The sequence below is a fragment of the Acinetobacter sp. AOR41_HL genome, from assembly GCF_027854645.1.
Classification (GTDB): Bacteria; Pseudomonadota; Gammaproteobacteria; order Pseudomonadales; family Moraxellaceae; genus Acinetobacter; species Acinetobacter nosocomialis.
On sequence record NZ_JAKTHZ010000017.1, the window covers coordinates 287,913 to 310,131 of the forward strand.

General features: G+C 40.0%; 14 protein-coding genes and 2 pseudogenes. 8 read left to right on the forward strand and 8 right to left on the reverse strand.

Going from position 1 to position 22,219, the window contains the following annotated elements; translation table 11 throughout:
• Window positions 1–60 precede the first annotated feature (60 nt).
• On the forward strand, window positions 61–531 hold the full coding sequence (locus tag MKL35_RS05525; protein ID WP_000914200.1) for a DUF3015 family protein: 471 nt from the start codon (window positions 61–63) through the stop codon (window positions 529–531).
• Between the two features lie 70 nt (window positions 532–601).
• The gene (locus MKL35_RS05530) at window positions 602–2,485 is read left to right on the forward strand and encodes an Lnb N-terminal periplasmic domain-containing protein (protein WP_442778194.1); all 1,884 of its coding nucleotides are present in this window, start codon (window positions 602–604) and stop codon (window positions 2,483–2,485) included.
• Between the two features lie 67 nt (window positions 2,486–2,552).
• On the opposite strand, the gene blaADC is transcribed toward MKL35_RS05530, so the two are convergent.
• Together blaADC and folE are read right to left on the reverse strand one after the other, a co-directional pair.
• Entirely contained in the window at window positions 2,553–3,704 is a 1,152-nt protein-coding gene (gene blaADC, locus MKL35_RS05535) for an ADC family extended-spectrum class C beta-lactamase (protein ID WP_032010263.1), read from the reverse strand.
• Window positions 3,705–3,860: 156 nt separating this feature from the next.
• Window positions 3,861–4,409 carry a GTP cyclohydrolase I FolE gene (folE, locus tag MKL35_RS05540; RefSeq protein WP_001187844.1) on the reverse strand — a complete coding sequence of 183 codons (549 nt, stop codon included), beginning with the start codon at window positions 4,407–4,409 and terminating at the stop codon, window positions 3,861–3,863.
• A gap of 261 nt (window positions 4,410–4,670) precedes the next feature.
• Between folE and xdhA the strand changes: the two genes are divergently transcribed.
• The 3 genes from xdhA to xdhC are packed head-to-tail and all read left to right on the forward strand — an operon-like array spanning window position 4,671 to window position 9,537.
• Window positions 4,671–6,170, forward strand: a complete 1,500-nt coding sequence (gene xdhA, locus MKL35_RS05545; protein ID WP_106479699.1) for a xanthine dehydrogenase small subunit — start codon at window positions 4,671–4,673, stop codon at window positions 6,168–6,170.
• A 1-nt stretch (window position 6,171) separates the two neighbouring features.
• On the forward strand, window positions 6,172–8,547 hold the full coding sequence (gene xdhB, locus MKL35_RS05550; protein ID WP_032010260.1) for a xanthine dehydrogenase molybdopterin binding subunit: 2,376 nt from the start codon (window positions 6,172–6,174) through the stop codon (window positions 8,545–8,547).
• Window positions 8,548–8,553: 6 nt separating this feature from the next.
• Window positions 8,554–9,537, forward strand: a complete 984-nt coding sequence (xdhC, locus tag MKL35_RS05555; protein WP_106479701.1) for a xanthine dehydrogenase accessory protein XdhC — start codon at window positions 8,554–8,556, stop codon at window positions 9,535–9,537.
• A 10-nt stretch (window positions 9,538–9,547) separates the two neighbouring features.
• Here the strand turns inward: xdhC and MKL35_RS05560 are convergent, their stop codons facing one another.
• Genes MKL35_RS05560 through trpD form a run of 3 tightly spaced genes read right to left on the reverse strand, consistent with a single transcriptional unit; the run spans window position 9,548 to window position 12,118 of the window.
• Window positions 9,548–10,243: a Smr/MutS family protein gene (locus MKL35_RS05560; protein WP_032010258.1), complete on the reverse strand. Its 696-nt coding sequence runs from the start codon at window positions 10,241–10,243 to the stop codon at window positions 9,548–9,550.
• A gap of 9 nt (window positions 10,244–10,252) precedes the next feature.
• Window positions 10,253–11,059, reverse strand: coding sequence for an indole-3-glycerol phosphate synthase TrpC (gene trpC / locus MKL35_RS05565; protein ID WP_032010257.1), 807 nt, complete (start codon window positions 11,057–11,059; stop codon window positions 10,253–10,255).
• 9 nt (window positions 11,060–11,068) lie between these two features.
• Window positions 11,069–12,118: an anthranilate phosphoribosyltransferase gene (gene trpD, locus MKL35_RS05570; protein WP_009498528.1), complete on the reverse strand. Its 1,050-nt coding sequence runs from the start codon at window positions 12,116–12,118 to the stop codon at window positions 11,069–11,071.
• Between the two features lie 356 nt (window positions 12,119–12,474).
• Between trpD and MKL35_RS05575 the strand changes: the two genes are divergently transcribed.
• The gene (locus tag MKL35_RS05575; RefSeq protein ID WP_032010256.1) at window positions 12,475–15,207 is read left to right on the forward strand and encodes a TonB-dependent receptor plug domain-containing protein; all 2,733 of its coding nucleotides are present in this window, start codon (window positions 12,475–12,477) and stop codon (window positions 15,205–15,207) included.
• A 13-nt stretch (window positions 15,208–15,220) separates the two neighbouring features.
• Complete coding sequence (locus MKL35_RS05580) at window positions 15,221–17,986, forward strand: M1 family metallopeptidase (protein ID WP_081404389.1); 2,766 nt, start codon at window positions 15,221–15,223, stop codon at window positions 17,984–17,986.
• A gap of 94 nt (window positions 17,987–18,080) precedes the next feature.
• Here the strand turns inward: MKL35_RS05580 and MKL35_RS05585 are convergent, their stop codons facing one another.
• The 3 genes and pseudogenes from MKL35_RS05585 to MKL35_RS05595 all read right to left on the reverse strand — a co-directional run.
• Window positions 18,081–18,665 carry an anthranilate synthase component II gene (locus tag MKL35_RS05585; RefSeq protein ID WP_032010253.1) on the reverse strand — a complete coding sequence of 195 codons (585 nt, stop codon included), beginning with the start codon at window positions 18,663–18,665 and terminating at the stop codon, window positions 18,081–18,083.
• A gap of 294 nt (window positions 18,666–18,959) precedes the next feature.
• Window positions 18,960–20,762, reverse strand: a complete 1,803-nt coding sequence (locus MKL35_RS05590) for an aminopeptidase P family protein (RefSeq protein ID WP_270913076.1) — start codon at window positions 20,760–20,762, stop codon at window positions 18,960–18,962.
• Window positions 20,759–21,403, reverse strand: a pseudogene (locus tag MKL35_RS05595) (oligopeptide:H+ symporter); the annotation flags it as partial. The gene MKL35_RS05590 and the pseudogene MKL35_RS05595, both read right to left, overlap by 4 nt.
• A gap of 48 nt (window positions 21,404–21,451) precedes the next feature.
• On the opposite strand from MKL35_RS05595, the pseudogene MKL35_RS05600 reads away from it, so the two are divergent.
• Window positions 21,452–22,203, forward strand: a pseudogene (locus MKL35_RS05600) (IS5 family transposase).
• Window positions 22,204–22,219: the final 16 nt, after the last annotated feature.

Consider the following 22,219-nt stretch of genomic DNA (forward strand, 5'->3'; position numbering starts at 1 on the left):
AATAGTTACACATAACAATACATAAGAAACAATCAATAATGATTTTGGAGATATACATCTATGTTAAAAAAATTAGCTTTAGCTGCTTTGTTAGCAGCTGGTTCAAGTGTTGCTATGGCTGATAACGATGTAGGTTGTGGTGTGGGTACGCAAGTATGGGCTGGCCAAAAAGGAGTGGTGCCTAAAATTCTTGCTGCAACAACAAACGGTATTTTTACTAACCAATTATTAGGTATTACTTTCGGTACTTTAGGTTGCCGTCAAGGCGGAACAGTAACAGCTCAAGTTGTTACCTTCACAAATGAAAATGCAGAAGCTTTAGCGCGTGATATGGCTGTAGGCCAAGGTGAAAGCCTGAACGTACTTGCTGAGTTAATGCAAATTAAACCACAAGACAAAGACCGTTTCTTCAAAGTTTCAAAAGCAAACTTCGGTGAAATCTATTCAACAAACAACCAAAACACACTTCAAGTATTAGCCTCATTACAAAACGTAATGGCTAAAGACGAAGTTTTAAAAGCTTACGTATAAGTTTGAAATTGAAAACCCTGCCATTTGGCAGGGTTTTTCTTATATTTAATGATAAAAATTGATGAGCTTAATGAAATCAGTTGTTTTAATTTTTGCCTCCTTGGCAGTTAATATTGCGTATTCAGCAGAAATAAATCCATCTATTCAAAACTATTGGTCAGTTGCAGAACAAAAAAAATTAGACCAAGACATTACATGGCAACGGCTCATGTATGCCAATAAAAATCAGAAGAGTGAAGTGAGTTATTCGGGTTATTTTATTGCAGCAAATGGGAAAAATAATTTAAAAGAAGAACAGAAAGCTGATATCGCCGCATTATTTACACCAGCCCCAGACAACCAGTCAATACGTTGTAAATTTCCGGCACGTAGTCAGTGGCTTATAAAGCAATTAGGCATTCAGGAAAATGAATTGCCGCAAGTAAAATGTTCAGAGTTTGAAAACTGGATTGGCCAGATTAAGCCTTATAAAGCGACTTTAATTTATGCGACTGACTTTATGGGCAATCCAAGCTCAATGTTTGGACATACCTTATTGCGCTTAGACCCTAAAGATCAAAAGCAGTTAAACCTCGTTTCTTACGCTGTAAATTATGCGGCCACTGTCGCAGGCAATGACAACTGGTCATATGCTTGGAAAGGCTTAACAGGGCAGTATCCGGGTGAATACTCACTTATGCCTTATTATCGTAAGGTAAAAGAGTATGGTGATTTTGAAAGCCGTGATTTATGGGAATATGAGTTAAATCTATCTCCTGAAGAAACACGTTTTTTGGTGAGCCATATTTGGGAAATGCAACATGTGAGCTTTCCTTATTACTTTGTGAGTGACAACTGTGCCTATCGGTTACTGGGCTTAGTCGATTTAGTTAAACCTGATTCTCATCTACAAGAAAAGTTTAATTATGCTTCCATTCCAATGGAAACCATTAAAGCGATGCAACAGCAAGGACTCACCAAAGCTCCTGTTTACCGACCCGCTTTAGAAACTCAATTATTGGCCCAAGCTCATCAACATGGTGCGTCTTTAGCAAAAGTTGCTCATCAAGTAGCAATGAAGCCAATTCAACAGTCTACAGAAACACTTAAATCATTTAGCACATCAGATCAGGCCAAAATCCTTGAGATGGCTTACGATGATTTATATCTGCAATTTATTGGTCGCAAAGTTGAAGAAAGCTTTGCCCAGCCACAGCTTAGACAGCTTTTAGCACTACGAAGTCAGATTGATTTAGATAAACAGCGCCAAGAACCTAAACGACCTTCTACCGAGCCAACACAAGGCCATAATGCACGTAATGTTTCGCTAAAACTGGGCGAAGTGCAAGGTGACAAGTTTATCGAGATAGGTCATAGACAGGCTTATCATGACTTAATAGATCCTCAAGGCGGATACCGTGCCGGTACTCAATTATTATTTTTAAATGGTAATGCGCAGTGGCGTAACGATCATCTAAAACTTGAGCATCTTGATCTGTTAGAAGTGAACTCCTATAACCCGATTCAACCATTTAAAACACCGCTGACTTGGGGATTTAACTTAGGTTGGCGTCAGGAAGCGGTTCATGACGGTGTTTATAGTGATGAAAAGCAGCATGGTGTCGCGAGTTTTAATGCTCAAGTTGGTTACAGTCTTGCAGATTATGAGCGCAAACATATTTGCTATGGGCAGGTACAAACTTACGTCCAAGCGGGTTCAAATTTAGATAAAGGTTGGCGTGTAGGAGTAGGACCGACATTAGGGTGTATGAATCAGTGGTTTGAAAAGTTTAACTCAGTGGTGCAAGTGGAGTTGCCATATTGGGAAGATAAAAACCAATGGAACTTACGTTTAAATACACAGTGGCAATATGCCATTAATAGCAATAATGCTATTCGGCTTAATTGGGATTATGAAAAACAGAATCATCTGGACTGGATGAAATCAAGTCTTGGATATGTTTGGTTCTTTTAAATCATATATTCATAAGAAAGAGAGAAATAGATGAAGACTATTTCTCTCTTTTTGTTTTAGGGAAAAATTATTTCTTTATTGCATTTAGCACAGCATAAGCTACTTTAATGCGTTCTTCATTTGGAATGCGTTTATTGGTTAACATGACTAAACCAATATTATCTTTAGGAATAAATACGACATAGGTTCCGAAACCATTGGTTGAACCAGTTTTGTGGTACATCTTAAATGAAGGTTCTTTTGAAATAGCAGTCACTTTATTAGGTTTCATCACAATCTGTTCTGAATTACTGTCTAATAAAGTTTGTAACGTTGCCGGATAAGCAAATTCTTCCCAACCGAGTGCCTGATACATGCTATTTACTTGATAGCGACCTTGATGTGTCTCATTAATTGCACGTTGAATATTTGCCGGATATTTCTGTGGATTCAGGTTGGCATGAATAAAGCTCAGCATGTCGGGTAGGGTCGATTTGACGCCGTATGCTGGGGCATCGAGTGGGCCAGGGTTAACTCGAATTGGCTGATTTTCTTGGTTATAACCAAATGCATAGTTTTGCATCTGAGTTTTAGGCACATTGACATAGCTATGTTTTAAGCCAAGGTCCGGAAAAATCGTTTTTTCCAAGACCTGACTAAAAGGCTGCTTCATTGATAAACCAACTATTTCCCCAAATAGGCCAATACTTGGGTTTGAATATTGTCTATATTCACCGATTGGGTTTTTAGGTTTCCAATCTTTAAAAAAAGTTAAAACCTGTTGATCTGTTTGTACTTCATCTGGGAATTGCAAGGCGAGGTTACCACTTGTATAGGTGGCAAGTTGAAGTAAATTGACCTGATCAATTGGAGTGTTTTTTAACTCTTTCCAGTATTTGCCCGGTGTATCATCAAAAGAGATTTTTCCTGTATTTTTTGCATAAGCACCTGCCGTCGCAGTAAATAATTTACTGACAGAACCTAGCTCAAAAATGGTATTGCTATTTACAGCTTTTTTATCTTGAACGGATTGTAGACCATAATACGCTTCATATTTTTTATTGTTTTGAATAACACCTACCGCCATACCCGGCACATTATATTTTTCTAATAAGGGTTTAAAATTTTGATCTATCAATTGTTTAATTTCTTGGTCTTTAGAAGTATTGCCCGCATAAATTGAGGTATTAAAAATAAAAAGAGAAGGTAAAAGTAAGTAAGAAATTTTTTTAAATCGCATGATTCGCTCATAAATCATTTAAAAAGAAAGATGCGTACTTTTATAACAAAAATCATCTAATTTAATTGTTATGTTTTATAGAGTTGGATTGAAGATTTATAGCGTTTAGCTATAAAAAAAGCCCAACATTGTCGGGCTTTTTGCAGTAAAACTATATTAGTAGCTTTCTGGTACTGCACTTAAAAATTCACGGCGTGCTTCTTTATCGGTTTTAAAATCTCCGACAAATGAAACTGTACGAGTAGTAGATTCCTGTTTACCTACACCACGCATCATCATGCACATATGTGCAGAGTCAATGACTACAGCAACACCACGAGCGCCAGTGACTTCTGCAACAGCTTCAGCGATTTGCTGAGTTAAGTTTTCCTGAATTTGCAAACGACGAGCAAACATCTCGGTAATACGTGCAAATTTAGACAAGCCAAGCACTTTGCCTTCTGGTAAATAGGCAACATGAACACGGCCATAGAACGGGAGGAGATGGTGTTCGCAGAGCGAATAAAATTCAATATTCTTCACCAATACCATTTCATGGTTATCTGATGGGAAAACAGCATTATTGGTGACTTCTTCTAAAGTTTTACTATAGCCAGAAGTTAAATATGAAAAAGCTTTAGCCGCACGCACAGGCGTATCTTTAAGGCCGGGACGATTAAGATCTTCACCGACGGCAGTCAGAATATTTGCGTACGATTGCTGCATTGACATAAGACGTATAAATTTACTCTATTAGACAAGCTCGGCATTGTATCAGAAACATGCCCTGATGTTCATAAATCCTCACACTATATTTATTTTGGTTTTGCGCACGCTTAGTAAAAGATGAATAAATTTCATGTTTTTTATCGTTAATAGTCAAGTGGTTGGATATGAAATGTGCGTTTAATATAGGTAAGTTCTAAATGATCGCTTCATGGCATCATATTTGCACAAAAGCATTATTATAAAACATAAGGATAAAACATGTCAGAACGTCCAATCACCTTCTTTTTTCGTGGCGGTCAGCAGCAAGTAGAAAATATTCTACCCACAATGACGGTTTTACAGTTTCTAAGAGAATATACCCAAACTGGTAAAACCAGACAGACTGGTACAAAAGAGGGCTGTGCTGAGGGCGATTGTGGTGCATGCACAGTAGTGATTGGTGAGTTGGTCAATGACAGCTTGCAATTGCGGAGCGTGAATGCGTGTATTCAGTTTTTACCGACTTTAGATGGCAAAGCGCTATTTACAGTAGAAGACCTTCATAGCTTATTGCCTGTACAAGATGGCACGCTTCATCCGGTACAACAGGCGATGGTCGATATGCATGGTTCACAATGCGGTTTTTGTACACCCGGTTTTATCATGTCGTTATGGTCAATGTACGAAAATGAACAACAGCCCCCAGGCAAAGATAAAATCAGTGATTATCTTTCTGGAAACTTATGTCGCTGTACGGGTTATCGCCCTATTTTAGATGCAGCACAAAAAGCTTATGACTATCCACGTGTGGCATTAAAGCGTCAAAAAGTAATTGATGTATTAAAAGAGATACGAGCATTACCAGCATTGCATTTGAATGATCAAAAGCAGCAATTTTTTGCACCGAGGACTTTGCAGGATTTTGCCGTATTACGCTTACAGTTGCCGCATGCGCGTATTGTTGCAGGGAGTACCGATGTCGGTTTGTGGGTAACAAAGCAGGGCCGTGATTTGGGCGATATGCTTTATATCGGTCAGGTAGAAGAGCTCAAAAAGATTGTAGTCACAGACCATGCTTTAACGATTGGGGCAAATGTAAGTTTGAGTGATGCACTCATTAAAATTTCAGAGTTTTATCCCGACTTTCAAGAATTGCAGCGCCGTTTTGCTTCCATGCCCATTAAAAATGCAGGAACGTTAGGGGGAAATATTGCCAATGGTTCGCCGATTGGTGATTCAATGCCAGCATTAATTACCTTAGGTACACGATTGATTTTGCGCGTTGGTGAGCAGACTCGTGAAATTGCCTTGGAAGATTTTTATTTAGATTATCAAAAAACAGCATTACAGCTTGGTGAGTTTATAGAGTCGATTGTTATTCCACTTCGTGACGGACAGACGCGTTTTAAATTTGTCAGCTATAAAATTGCCAAACGATTTGAGCAAGATATTTCTGCGGTATGTGCAGCCATTTCATGTGAGCTAGATAATGATGGTATCGCTCACAATGTGAAAATTGCTTTTGGTGGCATGGCTGCTATTCCCAAACGTGCAAAATATACAGAAGCCATATTGGAAGGCCAACAACTTACAACAGAATTGATCGTTCAGGCACAAGAAACATTGTCGCAAGACTATCAGCCTTTAGATGATGGACGTGCTAGTTCTGCATATCGTTTACACGTCGCGAAAAACTGTTTACAGCGTTTTTATGTAGAAAAAGTCCTGTCTCGGACAATCACTCGAGTAAATGACTTGATTGCTATGGTGGAGATCTGACATGAATCAAAATATTGACTTAAGGGTTTCTAAAAAATCCGCTAAAGCAGGTGATTCGATTCCACACGAGAGCGCGCATTTACATGTGACGGGGCAGGCAACTTATATTGATGATTTACCCGAGCTTGAAAATACGTTGCATTTGGCAGTCGGATTTTCGAATTGTGCCAAAGGCAAAATCAGTAAGTTTGATTTAGAGGCAGTACGTCAGGCCGATGGTGTCCATGCAGTTTTTTCGGCAAAGGATATTGAAGTTGAAAATAATTGGGGACCCATTGTTAAAGATGACCCAATTTTTGCTGAAGAGCAGGTTGAGTTTTATGGACAAGCCTTGTTTGTGGTTGTTGCTGACACTTATCAGCAAGCCCGTCAGGCAGTTCGCTTAGCAAAAATTGAGTATGTACCCGAAACTCCGATTTTAACGATTCAAGATGCGATTAAAAAAGAATCGTGGGTGCTACCGCCTGTTGAATTTAGCCACGGTGACGTTGAACAGGCTTTTGAAAATGCAACACATCATCTTTCAGGGAATATTCAGGTTGGTGGACAAGAGCATTTTTATCTAGAAGGGCAAATTTCCTATGCGATTCCACAAGAAAATCAGAGCTTAAAAGTCTATTGCTCGACACAGCATCCAACCGAAATGCAGTTACTAATTTGTCATGCACTAGGCATGAATATGCATCAGGTGAGTGTGGAAAGCCGTCGTATGGGTGGTGGTTTTGGTGGTAAAGAATCGCAGTCGGCGCAGTGGGCGTGTATTGCATCTTTGGCAGCGCAAAAAACAGGCCGTCCGTGTAAATTACGCTTAGATCGTGATGATGACATGAGTGCTACAGGCAAACGTCACGGTTTTGCTTATGAGTGGTCTGTGGCTTTTGATGACACTGGTATTTTGCAAGGCTTAAAGGTGCAACTGGCTTCAAACTGTGGTTTTTCGGCTGATCTTTCTGGGCCAGTGAATGAACGGGCGATTTGCCATATTGGCAACGCCTATTCTTTAAATGCAGTTGAGCTACGTAACTTGCGTTGTAAAACCAATACTGTTTCCAATACCGCATATCGTGGTTTTGGTGGACCGCAAGGCATGTTTGTCATTGAAAATATTATTGATGACATTGCGCGTTATTTAGGTTGTGATCCAGTTGAAATTCGTCAGCGCAATTTCTTTGCCGAGCAGCCCGGCGCCGGACGTGACCGTATGCACTATGGGGCAGAAGTTCGTGATAATGTTGCGCCAAAATTAGTAGCCGAACTATTGCAAAGTAGTGATTACGCGAAACGCAAACAGAGCATCCATGCCTTTAATCAGAATAATGACATCATTAAGCGTGGTATTGCGTTAACCCCATTAATGTTTGGTATTTCGTTTAACGCCGTGCATTATAATCAGGCAGGTGCACTGGTCTATGTGTACATGGATGGCACTGTCTCTATTACTCATGGCGGTACAGAAATGGGACAGGGGCTATATACCAAAGTACGGCAGGTTGCTGCACATGAGTTGGGTTTACCAATCGATAGCGTTCGTTTAATTGCAACAGATACTTCTCGTGTGCCAAATACTTCGGCAACTGCTGCATCGAGTGGAGCAGATTTAAATGGTAAAGCTGTTCAAAATGCCTGTATTAAAATTCGTGAGCGTCTGGCAAAACTTGCAGCCGAAATAAGTCAAAGTGAAGCTGACCAAGTCCAGTTTGAAGATAGTATGGTTTCAACAGCGAATGGTCTTTCATGGACATTTCCTGACTTGGTTCAACGGGCATATATGGCACGTGTACAACTATGGGACAGTGGTTTTTATAAAACGCCAGAAATTCACTATGATCAGGTCAACCATTTAGGGCGTCCATTTTTCTATTATGCCTATGGTGCAGCGGTTAGTGAGGTCGCAATAGATACCTTAACTGGGGAAATGAAAGTATTACGTGCTGACATTTTGCATGACGTTGGGCAGTCAATTAATCCTGCAATTGATATTGGGCAAATTGAAGGCGGTTTTGTTCAAGGGATGGGATGGCTCACGACAGAAGAGTTGTATTGGCAGCCGCAGGGTCCACACGCAGGCCGTTTATTTACCCATGCACCTTCAACTTATAAAATCCCGACCAGTGTGGATATACCTCATATTTTCAACGTCAAACTGTTTAATAATCAAAATCAGGCAGACACCATCTATCGCTCTAAAGCGGTAGGTGAACCGCCATTTATGTTGGCATTGTCAGTTTTCTCTGCAATTCGTCAGGCAGTACAGGCGGCTATTCCAGAAAATGCACCGCTCGTACTCAATGCTCCGGCAACTGCCGAAGAAATTTTACGTGCAATTGCTATTGGACGGGGACAAGCTTTGGCAGATCGCCCACAAGCTAGAATGTAGAAGATTATGCAACATTTACAATGGTGGACTGATTTTGTAGCTTGGCAAGCCGATGCGTTGCCTATGGTATTGGTCACAGTGGTCCGTGCTGATGGTTCTACACCACGAGAAGTTGATGCAACGATGTTGTTGCGGTTTAATTTACAACAGCAATGGCAGCAGTCAGATACGATCGGTGGTGGGCATTTAGAGTTTCAGGCAATTGATATTGCTAAAGCAATGTTAAGTGAAACGGGAACTTGTGTGAGGCGTATTGAACGTTTTAACCTCAGTGCTCGGCTTGGGCAGTGTTGTGGCGGAGTAATGTGGTTATTGTTTGAAAAAATATTACCCGCTGAAATTGCGTCGGATTTGTCTGGAAGTTTCCAAGCATGGCGAGCTGGAAAGCATATATGGCGTAACGTCTCACATCAATATGCATCCACTTGGCAGGCTATAGAGATGGAACAACAACCAAGTTTCGAGCTACATTCTGGTAGCAGTGAAGAATGGCAATTTAGCCAGCAGATTCAGCCTTATGCCATGCAAGTACTGATTTGTGGTGCAGGGCATGTGGGTGAAGCAATTGTTCGTTGTTTATTGCCTATTGGTGTTCGGGTGAAATGGATTGATCCGCGTGATGATATTTTCCCATCCGATTTACAGGAACAGGTGCACTGTATAACGACTGATACCTTAGACGCCGAGATCGAGCATTTTGACCGTTCAGGTGCAATTTTAATTTTAACGCACGATCATCAACTAGATTTGCAACTGTGTTTTACAGCCTTAAAACCTACGGCAAAACCATTTGCTTATGTTGGGATGATTGGTTCAAAGAGTAAAAGGGCCATTTTTGAAAAACGTATGCAGGTGCGAGGTTATACTCAGGAAACATTACAACGTTTGGTTTGCCCGATCGGGATAGAAGGGATTTCATCGAAACAACCTGCAACGATTGCCGTTGCAGTAGTTGCTCAATTATTACAGGTATTTGATGTAAAAAAATGATCCCAAAGGATCATTTTTTTTGTTCGAACTTAGGATTTTTTTCTGCACGTTTAAGCAGTACGAGAACGGCACCTGTGCCACCTTGGTTTTCAGGGGCACTTACAAATGCCAAAACATCACGATGCTGACGTAACCATCCGTTGACATAGGTTTTTAATACCGCTTCTGGGCCTTTACCATGCACAATTTTAATGACATTCTGATTTTCATCTTTTGCCATCTGGATGATTTGTAAAACTGCGTCACGTGCTTGTTCAATGGTACAGCCGTGTAAATCTACGGCTTCAAACCAACGCATCTTGCCTGCTTTTAAGTCTTCAAAAACCTTATGTTGAAGGGTAGCTATACGATAGCTTAACGTTGCTTGGCTTGCGACCGGATTTAAAGCAGCTTGTGTATCTGATAGCTCGGCATGTTCGGTATCACGACCACCTTCGGCAGCTGCACGTTTTGCCAAAGTTTGTGCATCGACTTTTTTGGCACGAGGTGTTTTTACATCGGCAATATTACTATTGTTGATGCGTTTTACACCTGCAACAGCCTGTTGAAACAGGTATGTATCTTCCAATTCTTCAGTCTCAGCCTGAAATTTTTTCGTCTCAGGCTGATTTGCGATTTTGCTTGAATGAGGATTGGAGATTTGCTTTTTAAATTGCTTCAATAACTTTTGTTGCTCTTTAGAAAGCGATGAATCTTTATTACTCATATATCTTCATTAAACCGTTTGAGGTTGTCCAAAAAGAGCAGTAAAAGCTTGATCTGGACGTGGTTGTTTCATAAAACTTTCGCCAACCAAGAAACTGTGGATGTCATGCTCTTGCATCATACGCACATCATCTGGTGTCGCGATGCCACTTTCAGTGATCAGTAAACGTGAGGCCGGAAGTAATTTTTTCAAGCGGATAGACGTATTTAAATCTACATCAAACGTTTTTAAATTACGGTTATTCACACCTAGTAAACATTGCTCAGAAAGTTTTAAGGCACGCTCTAACTCTTCTTCGTCATGAACTTCAACCAATACATCAAGTTGATGTTCAAACGCTGTTTTAGACATTTCTTCGAGTTGCTGGTCAGACAAACAAGCAACAATTAATAAAATACAGTCAGCATGCAAAGCACGTGCTTCAACTACATTATATGGGTCGACCAAAAAGTCTTTACGTAAAGCAGGTAGGGCACAATGATTGCGGGCAATCGCAATATTTTCATCTGCACCCTGAAAGAAATCCACATCAGTCAGTACCGATAAACATGCTGCTCCAGCGTGTTCATATTGCTGAGCAATTTCAGCAGGATTAAAGTCTGCGCGAATGATTCCTTTTGATGGAGATGCTTTTTTAATTTCAGCAATCACACCCGGACGTTTATGTTGTAAAGCATTTGCAAAGCCACGCACCGGAGACGCTGCTTTTGCAAGCTCTTCTACATCTTGCAAATTACGTTGTTTTAAACGCGCAGCAAGTTCCTCATGTTTACGGTCAACAATTTTACCTAAAATGGTATTTTGAATATTAATCATGAGAAGTCCTTAATCTGCCTGAGATTGTTTTAATGTTTTAGTAAATTCAGCTAAAACACTCATTTTCTCTAATGCTTGCCCGCCGTAAATAATATCTTGCGCAAATGTAACAGCCTGAGCATAAGTTTTGGTAATGCCTGCTACATAAATACCTGCGCCCGCATTAAGCGCAATCATGTTTGCTGCTTTTTCACCAATATCGGATTTATTTTTGCTTAAAGCATCTTTAATAAGCTTTAGACTCGCCGATGCATCAGCAACCACTAAACCATTTAAAGTTTGTGACTCAATTCCGACATCTTCAGGATTAAGTGTCCACTCAGTAACTTCGCCATCTTTGAGTTCGGCAACAGTGGTAGGCGCTGCAAGACTAATTTCATCAAGACCATCTCTTGAATGAACAACCATGACATGTTCGGCACCGAGTTGTTTCATCACTTCTGCAATTGGACGGCACAGTTCATCTGAAAACACACCAATCACAAAGCGCTTTACCCCAGCTGGGTTGGTTAGTGGACCGAGTAAATTAAAAATACTTCGAATACCAAGTTCACGACGTGGGCCAGCAGCGTATTTCATGGCTTTGTGGTGGTTTGGTGCAAACAAGAAACCTACACCCATTTCACGGATGCAGCGTTCGGTTTGTTGCATATCTAAATCAAGGTGAATACCTGCTTGCTCAAGTAAGTCTGATGAACCCGATTTACTTGAAACGCCACGGTTACCATGTTTTGCAATGGTGGCACCTGCTGCTGCAATCACAAAGCTAGATGCAGTAGAGACGTTAAATAAATTTTGTCCATCACCGCCAGTTCCCACAATATCAACTAAGTGTTTGATATCACTCACATCGATCTTGATCGCAAATTCACGCATGACACGTGCAGCAGCTGTCATTTCGTCAATGCTTTCACCTTTCATGCGTAGGCCCATCATTAAAGCACCAATTTGTGCCTCGGTTGCCTCACCTTGCATGATGCTGCGCATAATTTCTTCCATTTGAGGCTGAGTCAAATGAATGTTCTTGGTAATGTGGTTAAGCGCCTGTTGGATATTCATAGTCATGATTTACAGCATTAATGATTAAAATTTTTAGGTGAAGTTGATCGAGTGTGGGAGGTTCGGCCTATTGCGTTCCATGATTCACTAGCTAGGGGAGCTATGTTAGCAGAAAATAATCAAAGATTTTTGCTGTTCGATAAGAGAATTAAAAATTTTGATTAGAGAAGGTTTTGAATCTATTCATAAACAAAATTTATTTATTGAAAAAGGTTTTAGTTTGTTGTGAGTTTTTATGATAAATAATTAACCATTTGGTATATCTTAAACATCAATATATCTAGAAAAAATGTGTATAAATCAAACAAATAAAAGTGGATATAGTAGGGCGATCTTTATTTTGTCTACTAATAAATATGTATTTAAATAACTTGAAATATGTAGGGGCTTTAAAAAATAAGCGCTCATTTATTTTCGTATTTGTTGCACTGTTTCATCCGTTAGAAAGTTATGCACAAGAAGCTGTAGAGCAACCACAAAACCAAGCTAAAGCAGATAAAGTAGTTCGTGTTGCGGTGACAGGTTCTCGGATTTCAAAAGCACAAAAAGATGGCCCGACCAGTGTGACCGTCATTACCGCAGCCGATATTGAAAAACAAGGTTTCAGTAATGCATTTGACGCACTCAATAACCTGACGCAGAACACAGGTTTCGTACAAGGTGCCGATTATGGAAATACGTTTACGCCTGCGGCTAATGCCATTAGTTTGCGAGGTCTAGGTCCAAATCATACTTTGACTTTAATTAATGGACATCGGGTTGCAGACTATCCTGTGCCTTATGATGGCTCTGTCAATTTCGTAAACTTAGCCAATATTCCAACTGCCATTATTGATCGGATTGAAATATTAAACGGTGGCGCTTCTGCAATTTATGGTTCAGATGCAATTGCAGGTGTGGTGAATATTATTCTGAAAAAGAAAACAGATGGCACACAATTTAATATTAAGGCAGGTGGAACCAAAGAAGGTGGTGAAAACTTACGTTTACAACTGAGTGGCAGTAAAACTTTAGACAAGCTTAGTCTCATTTATGGGGTTGAACTCAGCGGCCGTGAGCCGATATGGGCAGCTGATCGAGATTTTATGTCGAGCCGAACGCGTTTGGGAGAAAAACCAGACACTATTGTGGGTCGTAAAAATGCCGATACTGGTAAATACCTTTCAATTGGCGGGTGTCAGGCGTTTAACGGTTTATTTAAGGGTTCAGTCAATAATATTGGACAAGCAGGGGCGGACAATTGTGCCAGTGGTTTGGTACGACCAACCTATTGGACTGTCCAAACTCAAAACCGCAGTCAAAATGGTTATCTCGGTTTAGACTATGAGTTAAATGATAAAACCCAACTATTTGCCGATTTTTTAATTGGGGCAAATCAAATTGAAAACAATACCCGTATTCCGATATGGACCTCTTTAGGTGCATCGAGTGGTTATTTTCTAAATCAAGATTCGGGAAATTATGAAATTTGGAATCGTCGTTTTGCGCCTGAAGAATTAGGGGGGGTAGAACGCATAAATAAAAAGTGGAAAGAGCTTTCTTCGAATTTAAACTTCGGAATTCGAGGGGATATTGGAGAAACGAGCTGGAGTTATGAAGCAGCCTATAATGGTTCCATTTATACCAGTCAGTTAAACCGCCAAGGTTTATTACGTTCGAATGTTGATGAATATTTCTTAGGTCAGCAACTTGGTACAGATGCAGATGGTATTCCTATTTATTCCCCTCGCTTAGATCGTTTAAGTCGACCACTCACAGCAAGTGAATTTGAAAGTATTTCGGGCACAACAAAAGAAAAAGATAAGTCGTGGGCACAAAGTTTAACCCTAAGCGCGAATGGTGATGTGTTTAAGTTACCTGCAGGAACTGCCAAACTTGCGGCTGTGGCTGAAATTGGGCGTCAAGGTTTTTCGATTAAACCAGATCAGGCGATCGAAAATGGTGAATATTATAATTTAAGCTCTAGTGGCGAATATGGAGGAACGAGGACCCGCCAAGCACTTGGCGCAGAATTATTCTTACCTTTAGCAAAGCCATTAAATTTAACGCTGTCTGGACGTTATGACCGTTATGCTTTGGCAGATAACAGCATTGATAAGCTAACATTCGGTTCAGGTTTAGAGTTTAGACCACATCCGACTTTATTGCTGCGCGGTAACTACGCAACTAGTTTTCGTGCACCAGATATGAACTATCTGTTCTTAAATAAGCAAAAAGGTTATTTCGCAAGTACAACGGATTATTTACGTTGTAGCCAAACGGGACAACCTTTAGATAAATGTACCTTTAAAGATTACGCACCTGGGGCGAACTACACTTTAACCGGAAACAAAGAGCTGAAACCTGAAGAGGGTAAATCTTATGGTGCAGGGTTTGTTTGGTCGCCAACCAATAAATTTGATATCAGCATCGACTACTGGGATATCAAAATTGATAATCTTGTGACGAACTTAAGTGCGGACAAAATTCTACGTTTGGAAGCAGATTGTCGTTTAGGCAACCAAGATATTAACTCTGCAGCCTGTATTGATGCATTAGCACGTGTGGAGCGTAACCCTGCAAATGCAGTTGTCGATCCAAATGTCATTAAGAATATAAATATCGTTCCGATTAATGCTGCATCAGACCATACCCGCGGGATTGATTTCACTAGCAGATGGCGTTGGAAAACTGACAGCTTTGGTAACTTTCTCTGGACAGTGAACTATAGCCGTGTACTAGAACATGAATATCAACAATCAAAAGATGGCGAGAAAGATGACTACTTAAAAGATTTAACTATTCCTGATTGGCGTGACCGTTTTAATACCAGTCTCAGCTGGAGCTTTGGTGATTGGGCATCAACAGTATTAGTTAATCGTTATGGCAAAATTCCAAACGGCGACCAAACTGCTTACCTAAGTCCAACGTATTTGGTGAACTGGAGTGGTACTTATCAAATCTCTCCAAAAGCTTCTGCTTCAATCATTATTAATAACCTGTTTGACAAAGTGAAACGAGATGACACAGGCGGTTGGCCGTATTATCCGGTAGGATCATATTCACCATTCGGCCGTCAAGGTTGGTTGGAGTTTAACTATAAATTTTAAGAATGATGTATGGATGCAGCGAAGTGGTACAGCAATTGCTGCATCTTTTTATTTAAAACTACAGAGGATAAAACCCCTTATGCTGGTCAAGCCTTCATTTAAAAAAAGATTGCTACTTACAACATTATTATCTTTATCGGCAACTCAAATTTTTGCATCGAATAACAGTGAACAAATCCCGATTGGTAAATTACCCGAGTGGGTTGTACCCGAATCTTATGATTTAGATTTTAAGATTGATCCCGCACAAAAAGGCTATACCGGTAAAACTACTATTCATTTAAAACTGGCTCAAGCCACAGATCACATCTGGATTCATGGTAAATCTTTGACGGTGAAAGATGTGAATATCACATCGGCAGAGGGCGTCAAAACCAAAGCAAAATATGAGCAAGCCTCCGAGGTCGATGGGGTGAGTAAAATTAAATTTGCCAAGACCTTGCCCGCAGGCCAGTATCAACTCGTTCTAGATTTTAATGCGGCGTACGATCAGCAACTTGACGGTATTTATAAAATTGAGTTTGAGGGTAAACCTTATGTGATGACTCAAATGGAAGCAATTAGTGCACGCCAGTCATTCCCATCATTTGATGAACCACGTTTTAAAACGCCGTTTAATATCCGTTTGACGATTCCAAGCAAATATTCAGGTTTTGCCAATACCCAACAAACATCTGAGCAAGCAGAGAAGTCGGGTTGGAAAACGCTCAGTTTTGCACAGACAAAACCACTGCCAACCTATTTACTTGCATTGGCTGTCGGACCGTGGCAATTACAAAAAGGGCCTGATATTGGAGCAACTTCATGGCGTAAGCAGCCGATCCAGTTACGTGGTATTGCACCCGATGCTAAAGCTGAAAAAATGCAGCATGCTTTATCTGAAACACCAGCTATTTTAAAAACTTTAGAAGATTATTTTGCCTTTGGTTATCCATTTGACAAGCTCGACTTACTTGCCGCACCAGACTTTGCTGCCGGAGCAATGGAAAACCCAGGGCTAATTACTTTTAGAGACTATCTAATGTTGTTAGATAAGGACTCACCAGTCTCTTTTGTACAGAATTCATTTAATGTCAATGCACATGAGCTCGCACATCAATGGTTTGGTGATGTCGTCACGATGCCGTGGTGGGATGATTTGTGGCTAAATGAATCTTTTGCCACATGGATGCAAAGTAAAATTACTCAAAAATTACATCCGGAATTTAACGCTGATTTAGAGCGTATTTCAGACACCGCAGATGCGATGAAAAGTGATAGCTTGGTGAGTGTGCGCCGTATTCGCCAGCCTATTTTAAGTAATGCCGATATTCAAACCGCTTTTGATAGTATTACTTACCAAAAAGGTGCAGCTGTTTTAAATATGTTTGAAAACTATTTAGGTGAAGAAAAATTCAAACAAGGGGTGCGCAATTATATTAATAAGCACCAATATGGTAATGCGACAGCCAATGATTTAATTAGCGCTTTAGCAGAGCAATCTGGACAAGGTGAGCGCTTTACTAGAGCGATGAAAAGTTTTCTTGATCAACCAGGTGTGCCTTTAATTAACACCGCATTACAGCAAGAAGGCAATAAAGTCTTTTTAAATGTGAAGCAAAGCCGTTACTTACCTGTGGGTTCAAAAGGTGATGCAAGAAGCCTGTGGGGTGTACCGTTATGTGTACGTTATGAAGTTCCAAATGTAGGCAGTAAAGTGCAATGTGAATTGGTAGACCAAGCAGAAACCAAGATTGAACTCAAAGGTGCCAGCTTTGGCAGTTGGTATATACCAAATGCAGATGCGGCAGGATACTACCAATTTAGTTTGCCACAAAAAGAGTTTACTCGTCTGACTGCCGCTACAGAAAAGCTTTCTAATACTGAACAGTTGGCCTATGCCTATGCAATTTCAGCTGCTTTTAACCATGGAGATATTAATTTGTTGGCTGTCGTAGATGCTGCGAAGAAATTTGCCAATTCAAATAGCCGACAAATTAGTACAGCGCTGTTTTCCCAGTTAAGTACCATTCATCGTCATGTATTGAAAACTGAAGCTGAACGTGAACATTTTAGAAAAGTTTTGGCAAATTTATATTTACCTAAATTAAATCAGTTGGGTTATGTCAGCAAAACAGGTGAATCAGCTGAAGACAGTTTATGGCGTAGTGAGTTAGTTAGATTTCTTGCTTTAGATATTCAAGTTCCAGAAGTTCGTACACAACTGTTAAAACAGTCAGATTCTCTATTTGCTCAAAAGCAGCTTAATTTTGCGCAAGTAACACCTGAATTATTGCCAACCATTTTAGCTGTACGTGTACAAGAAAAAGGTCAACCAGCTTTTGACCGATTGTCTGGAGAGTTACAACACGTGACTCAACCAACACAACGTCTAGCAATCCTTACAGCCTTAGGCTCGGCAAATCAAGAAGCAACACGTCAACAAGCCCGTCAGTTGATTTTGAACCCGCGTGTTAAAGTTGGTGAAGTTCGTACCGTAGTTAACTCAATCAATAATTATGGAGATGAACAAGGTGGCTTATGGTCTTGGTTTAAGGTAAATCATGAGGCAGTGTTTGACCGTTTAGGTAAGTCTTCGGCTGGGCGTTTCCCTGCAATGTTTAGTGGGGCAGCATGTACCCAACAACAGGCAGCACAATTAAATGATTTTTTTGCACCACGAACTAAAGAGTTGGTTGGGGTGGAAAGAGGATTGAAACAGACTAAAGAGCGTATTCAACTCTGCGAATCTTTGGTAGCAAAACAAGATGGATCAATTGTGCAACAGTTACAGTTATAATTGATTCAGCTATAAAAAAGCCAACTGATCGTAGTTGGCTTTTTATTAGGATTGCTTATCCAATCACTCTTAGAACAGTCGATTCGAGACTGAATTATGCATACATATCTAAAAAGTTTTTAAAGATTTGATGGCCATGTTGACTCAAAATGGATTCAGGATGGAATTGCACGCCTTCAACAGGAAGTGTCTTATGTTTAACGCCCATAATTTCTTCCATTGAGCCATCTGCTTCATTGGTCCAGCATGTTACTTCAAGGCAGTCAGGTAGCGTTTCCTGATCAATGACCAACGAGTGATAACGAGTTGCCGAGAATGGGCTAGGAAGATTACTGAAAATACCCTTATTGCTGTGGTACATATCAGATAAACGTCCGTGCATCACCGTTTTGGCTCTTACAATTTTTCCGCCAAAAGCTTGCCCGATACTTTGATGTCCTAAACACACGCCAAGCAATGGAATTTTTCCGGCAAAGTGATTAATTGCAGGAATTGAAATACCAGCTTCACTTGGAGAGCAAGGACCAGGACCAATCACGAGGTATTTAGGTTGCCATCGTTCAATATCCTCTAATGTGACTTGATCATTGCGAACTACTTTTACTTCCTGATTCAACTCGCCAAAATACTGGACGATGTTGTAGGTAAAAGAGTCGTAATTGTCGATCATTAGAAGCATGATGAACTTAACCTCATGATAATTAAAATATATTTAATAAGTGACTAAAATAGTTACCCATATTGATACCCGTTTTCAGAAAAGGCTTTTTAGATTTGAAAAATAAGAAGCCGTTTTCTAATGGGCTAATATAGCAAAAAAAGAAGTAACCAGTTTAACTATTTCATTCGTTAGAAATTTGCAGAAAAAATGGTTTAAGAAGTGAGGCTTTTTGAAATTATACATAAGTACAAATAAGGCAGAATAAGCTTGTATTGTAAATAAAAAACTATTCTGCCTTAATCAAAAAGAAGATTAAATCTTACGTGTGTTATAAATCAGCCAGTCTAAAACATCGCCAGATAAATGTTCAGCCAGTCTTTCTTGAACAGTTTGATGATAACCATTTAACCAGTCTTTCTCTTCATTCGTTAGCATGTCAACGACAATACAATCTAAATGAATCGGGCAAAGGGTCAGCGTTTCAAACTCTAAGAAATCGCCGTAGGTTTTTTCAAACCCTGAGTGAAGTTTGTTTGCAACCAGATTTTCAATACGAATACCGTATTTTCCTTCATGGTATAAGCCCGGTTCATTAGAAAGAATCATACCTTCACGCAATTTGCTGTAGGCATGAATAGGCGCGTAATAAGAAAGCACTTGTGGTCCTTCATGCACGTTAAGTGCAAAGCCTACGCCATGACCTGTGCCGTGGCGATAATCTAAACCATGTTGCCATAAAGTATGACGACAAATTGAATCGAGTAGAGGAGCAGCTAAACCTTCTGGATAAATGGTTTTTGCTAAAGCAATATGACATTTTAGAACTAAGGTATAGTCACGTTTTTGTTGTTCTGATGGAGTCCCGACAGGAACAACACGAGTAATGTCGGTAGTGCCGTCTACATATTGTCCACCAGAGTCAATGAGTAATAGGCCATCGCCTTCAATAAATGAGTAGTGTTCTTCAGTTGCACGGTAGTGGGGTAGAGCACCATTGGCATTAAAGCCAGCAATCGTTGAAAAACTTGGGCCTATAAAACCCTCTTGTTGAGCGCGGAAGGCTGTAATTTTCTCATCAATGGTGAGTTCTGAAATGCGTTGATCTTGATGAAGGGCTTTCTCTAACCAGTGGAAAAAGTGGCAAAGGGCAACACCATCTTTCACCATGGCATGGCGGATATGAGCAATTTCGCTTTCATGTTTACGCGATTTAAAAAGTGTACTTGGGTTGATGTCGTAAACAATCCGAATATCTTTTGCGATGGCTTGCTCATGAAAAATCGATACTTTGGCTGGATCTAACAGCACAGATGCATTAGAAATATTTGCTAAAAACTGAGCTGAATCTTGATAGTCACGAATTTCAACGCCATCAGCTTTGAAAGCCTGTTGAATGGTTGAATCGACTTTGTTGCTATCAATGAATAAAACAGCCTGTTGAGCACTGATATATAAATGCGAAAGGAATACAGGGTTGTACTCTACATCTTGTCCGCGTGCATTTAAAACCCAAGCAATATCATCTAAAGATGAAATGAAATGTCCTTCAATCGCCTTACTATTTAAAGCATCGCGTATTGCCCGAATTTTTTCTTTACGAGATAGGGCATTTAACCCTTCAGGCATTAAATGAATCTGCTCTAAAGGAAGTTCTGGACGATTAGACCAGATCGAGCCAATTAGATCTTGCTGTGTTTCAAGCTTAAAACCATGTTGCTTTGCTGTATTTTCCAACGCTTTAGATTGCTGGATTGAAAGTGTTTGTCCATTTACTGAAATGACCGAACTAGCTGGTAGATTTTTCTCAATCCATGCGAGATGTGTAGAAGATTCATCACTGGTCAGTTTTTGTAATTGAAAACCAGTTCCAGCGAGTTGTTGTTCGGCTTGTACCCAATAGCGCCCATCGGCCCAGAGTCCTGCAAAGTTTTGGGTCACAACTAAAGTGCCAACAGAGCCACTAAAACCGCTTAACCACTGCCTTGCTTTCCAATAGTCTGGTAAATATTCAGACATATGGGGGTCTGCACTCATCACAACCAAAGCATCAATACTTTGATTGGTCATGAGTTCTCGAAGTTTCGCTAGTTTTTCTGGAACAGTTAAGTTGTTCATATCGTTTCCAAATCAGGTTGAACTTTGCTGGTACTTTTACCCATTAATTTATTCATTGGTTTCTTTAATAAAAATAACACGATTGCGCCAATAACCAAGGCCAATACACAGCGCATAAATAGGCTAGGTAAGTGATTAATACCATCTGCCGATACATGTCCGCCAATGAGACCTGCCATGAGATTACCTAAAGCTGAACCAGTGAACCATAAACCCATAATTTGACTGCGTATAACATCGGGTGCAAGTTTTGTCATGGTTGATAAGCCAATTGGGCTTAAGCAAAGTTCACCTATGGTAAGAAGAAATAATGTACCAACTAACCAAAATGGTGAAACTACTCCGCCATGAATAGCAAAATGACTGGCTAAAGTCATAAGCAAAAAGCCACCTGCTGCGAATAGCAACGCAATAATAAATTTGCTGATATAGCTTGGATCTTTATTTGCCTTACCAAGTTTTGCCCATAGCCAAGCTGCAACTGGAGCAAAGATAATAATAAAAAGAGCATTGATTGATTCAAACCATACCGTTGGAATCTCAAAACCGAAAACAATACGGTCCGTATAATCTTGCGCAAATAAAGTAAAAGTTGTGGGTTTTTGTTCAAAAGCTGACCAGAATAGAGCAGATGCTGCTAGGGCTTGTTGAGAATTAACAAAGGGTACTGATTAATTTATAATAGTACTATGGATAGATACATACTTACTGATGCCCAATGGGCAAAAATGGAACCTTTTTGCCTAGGTAAAGTGACCGATCGAGGTCGTAGTGGAAAAGATAATCGATTATTTTTAGAAGCAGTCCTTTGGATTGCCCGTACAGGCAGTCCATGGCGTGATCTACCTGCTCATTTTGGTAAATGGAATACCGTCTTTAAAAGATACCGTGATTGGGTGAAAGCTGGTGTATTTGAAACTATTTTTGCATCTGTAAATGAAGATGTTGATTTGGAATACGCCATGATTGATGGAACGATTGTTAAAGTTCATCGACATGGGCAAGGTGCAAAAGGGGGACTTTCAAACAGTCTATAGGTAGATCTCGAGGTGGAATGACCTGTAAAATTCTTGCCTTAGTGGATAGTCTAGGCAACCTCATTAAGTTTCGATTAATGCCTGGTCAATATCACGATTTAGTAGAAACCAAACCTTTAATCGAAGATGTTGATTTTCAGGCATTACTAGCGGATAAAGCATTTGATGCAGATTGGCTCATCCAAGAACTCAATGAACGTAAAGTGAAAGTGGTGATCCCACCTAAATCTAATCGAAAAGTAATGAGAGCATTTGATACGATTATGTATAAATGGCGTCATCTCATTGAAAACTATTTCTGTAAGTTAAAAGAATTTAAACGTATAGCGATGCGTAGTTGTAAAACAGATACGAGTTTTGAAGCCATGATTCAATTGTGCGCGAGTTTAATTAACTCTCGGTAATTCTCAACAGACCCTA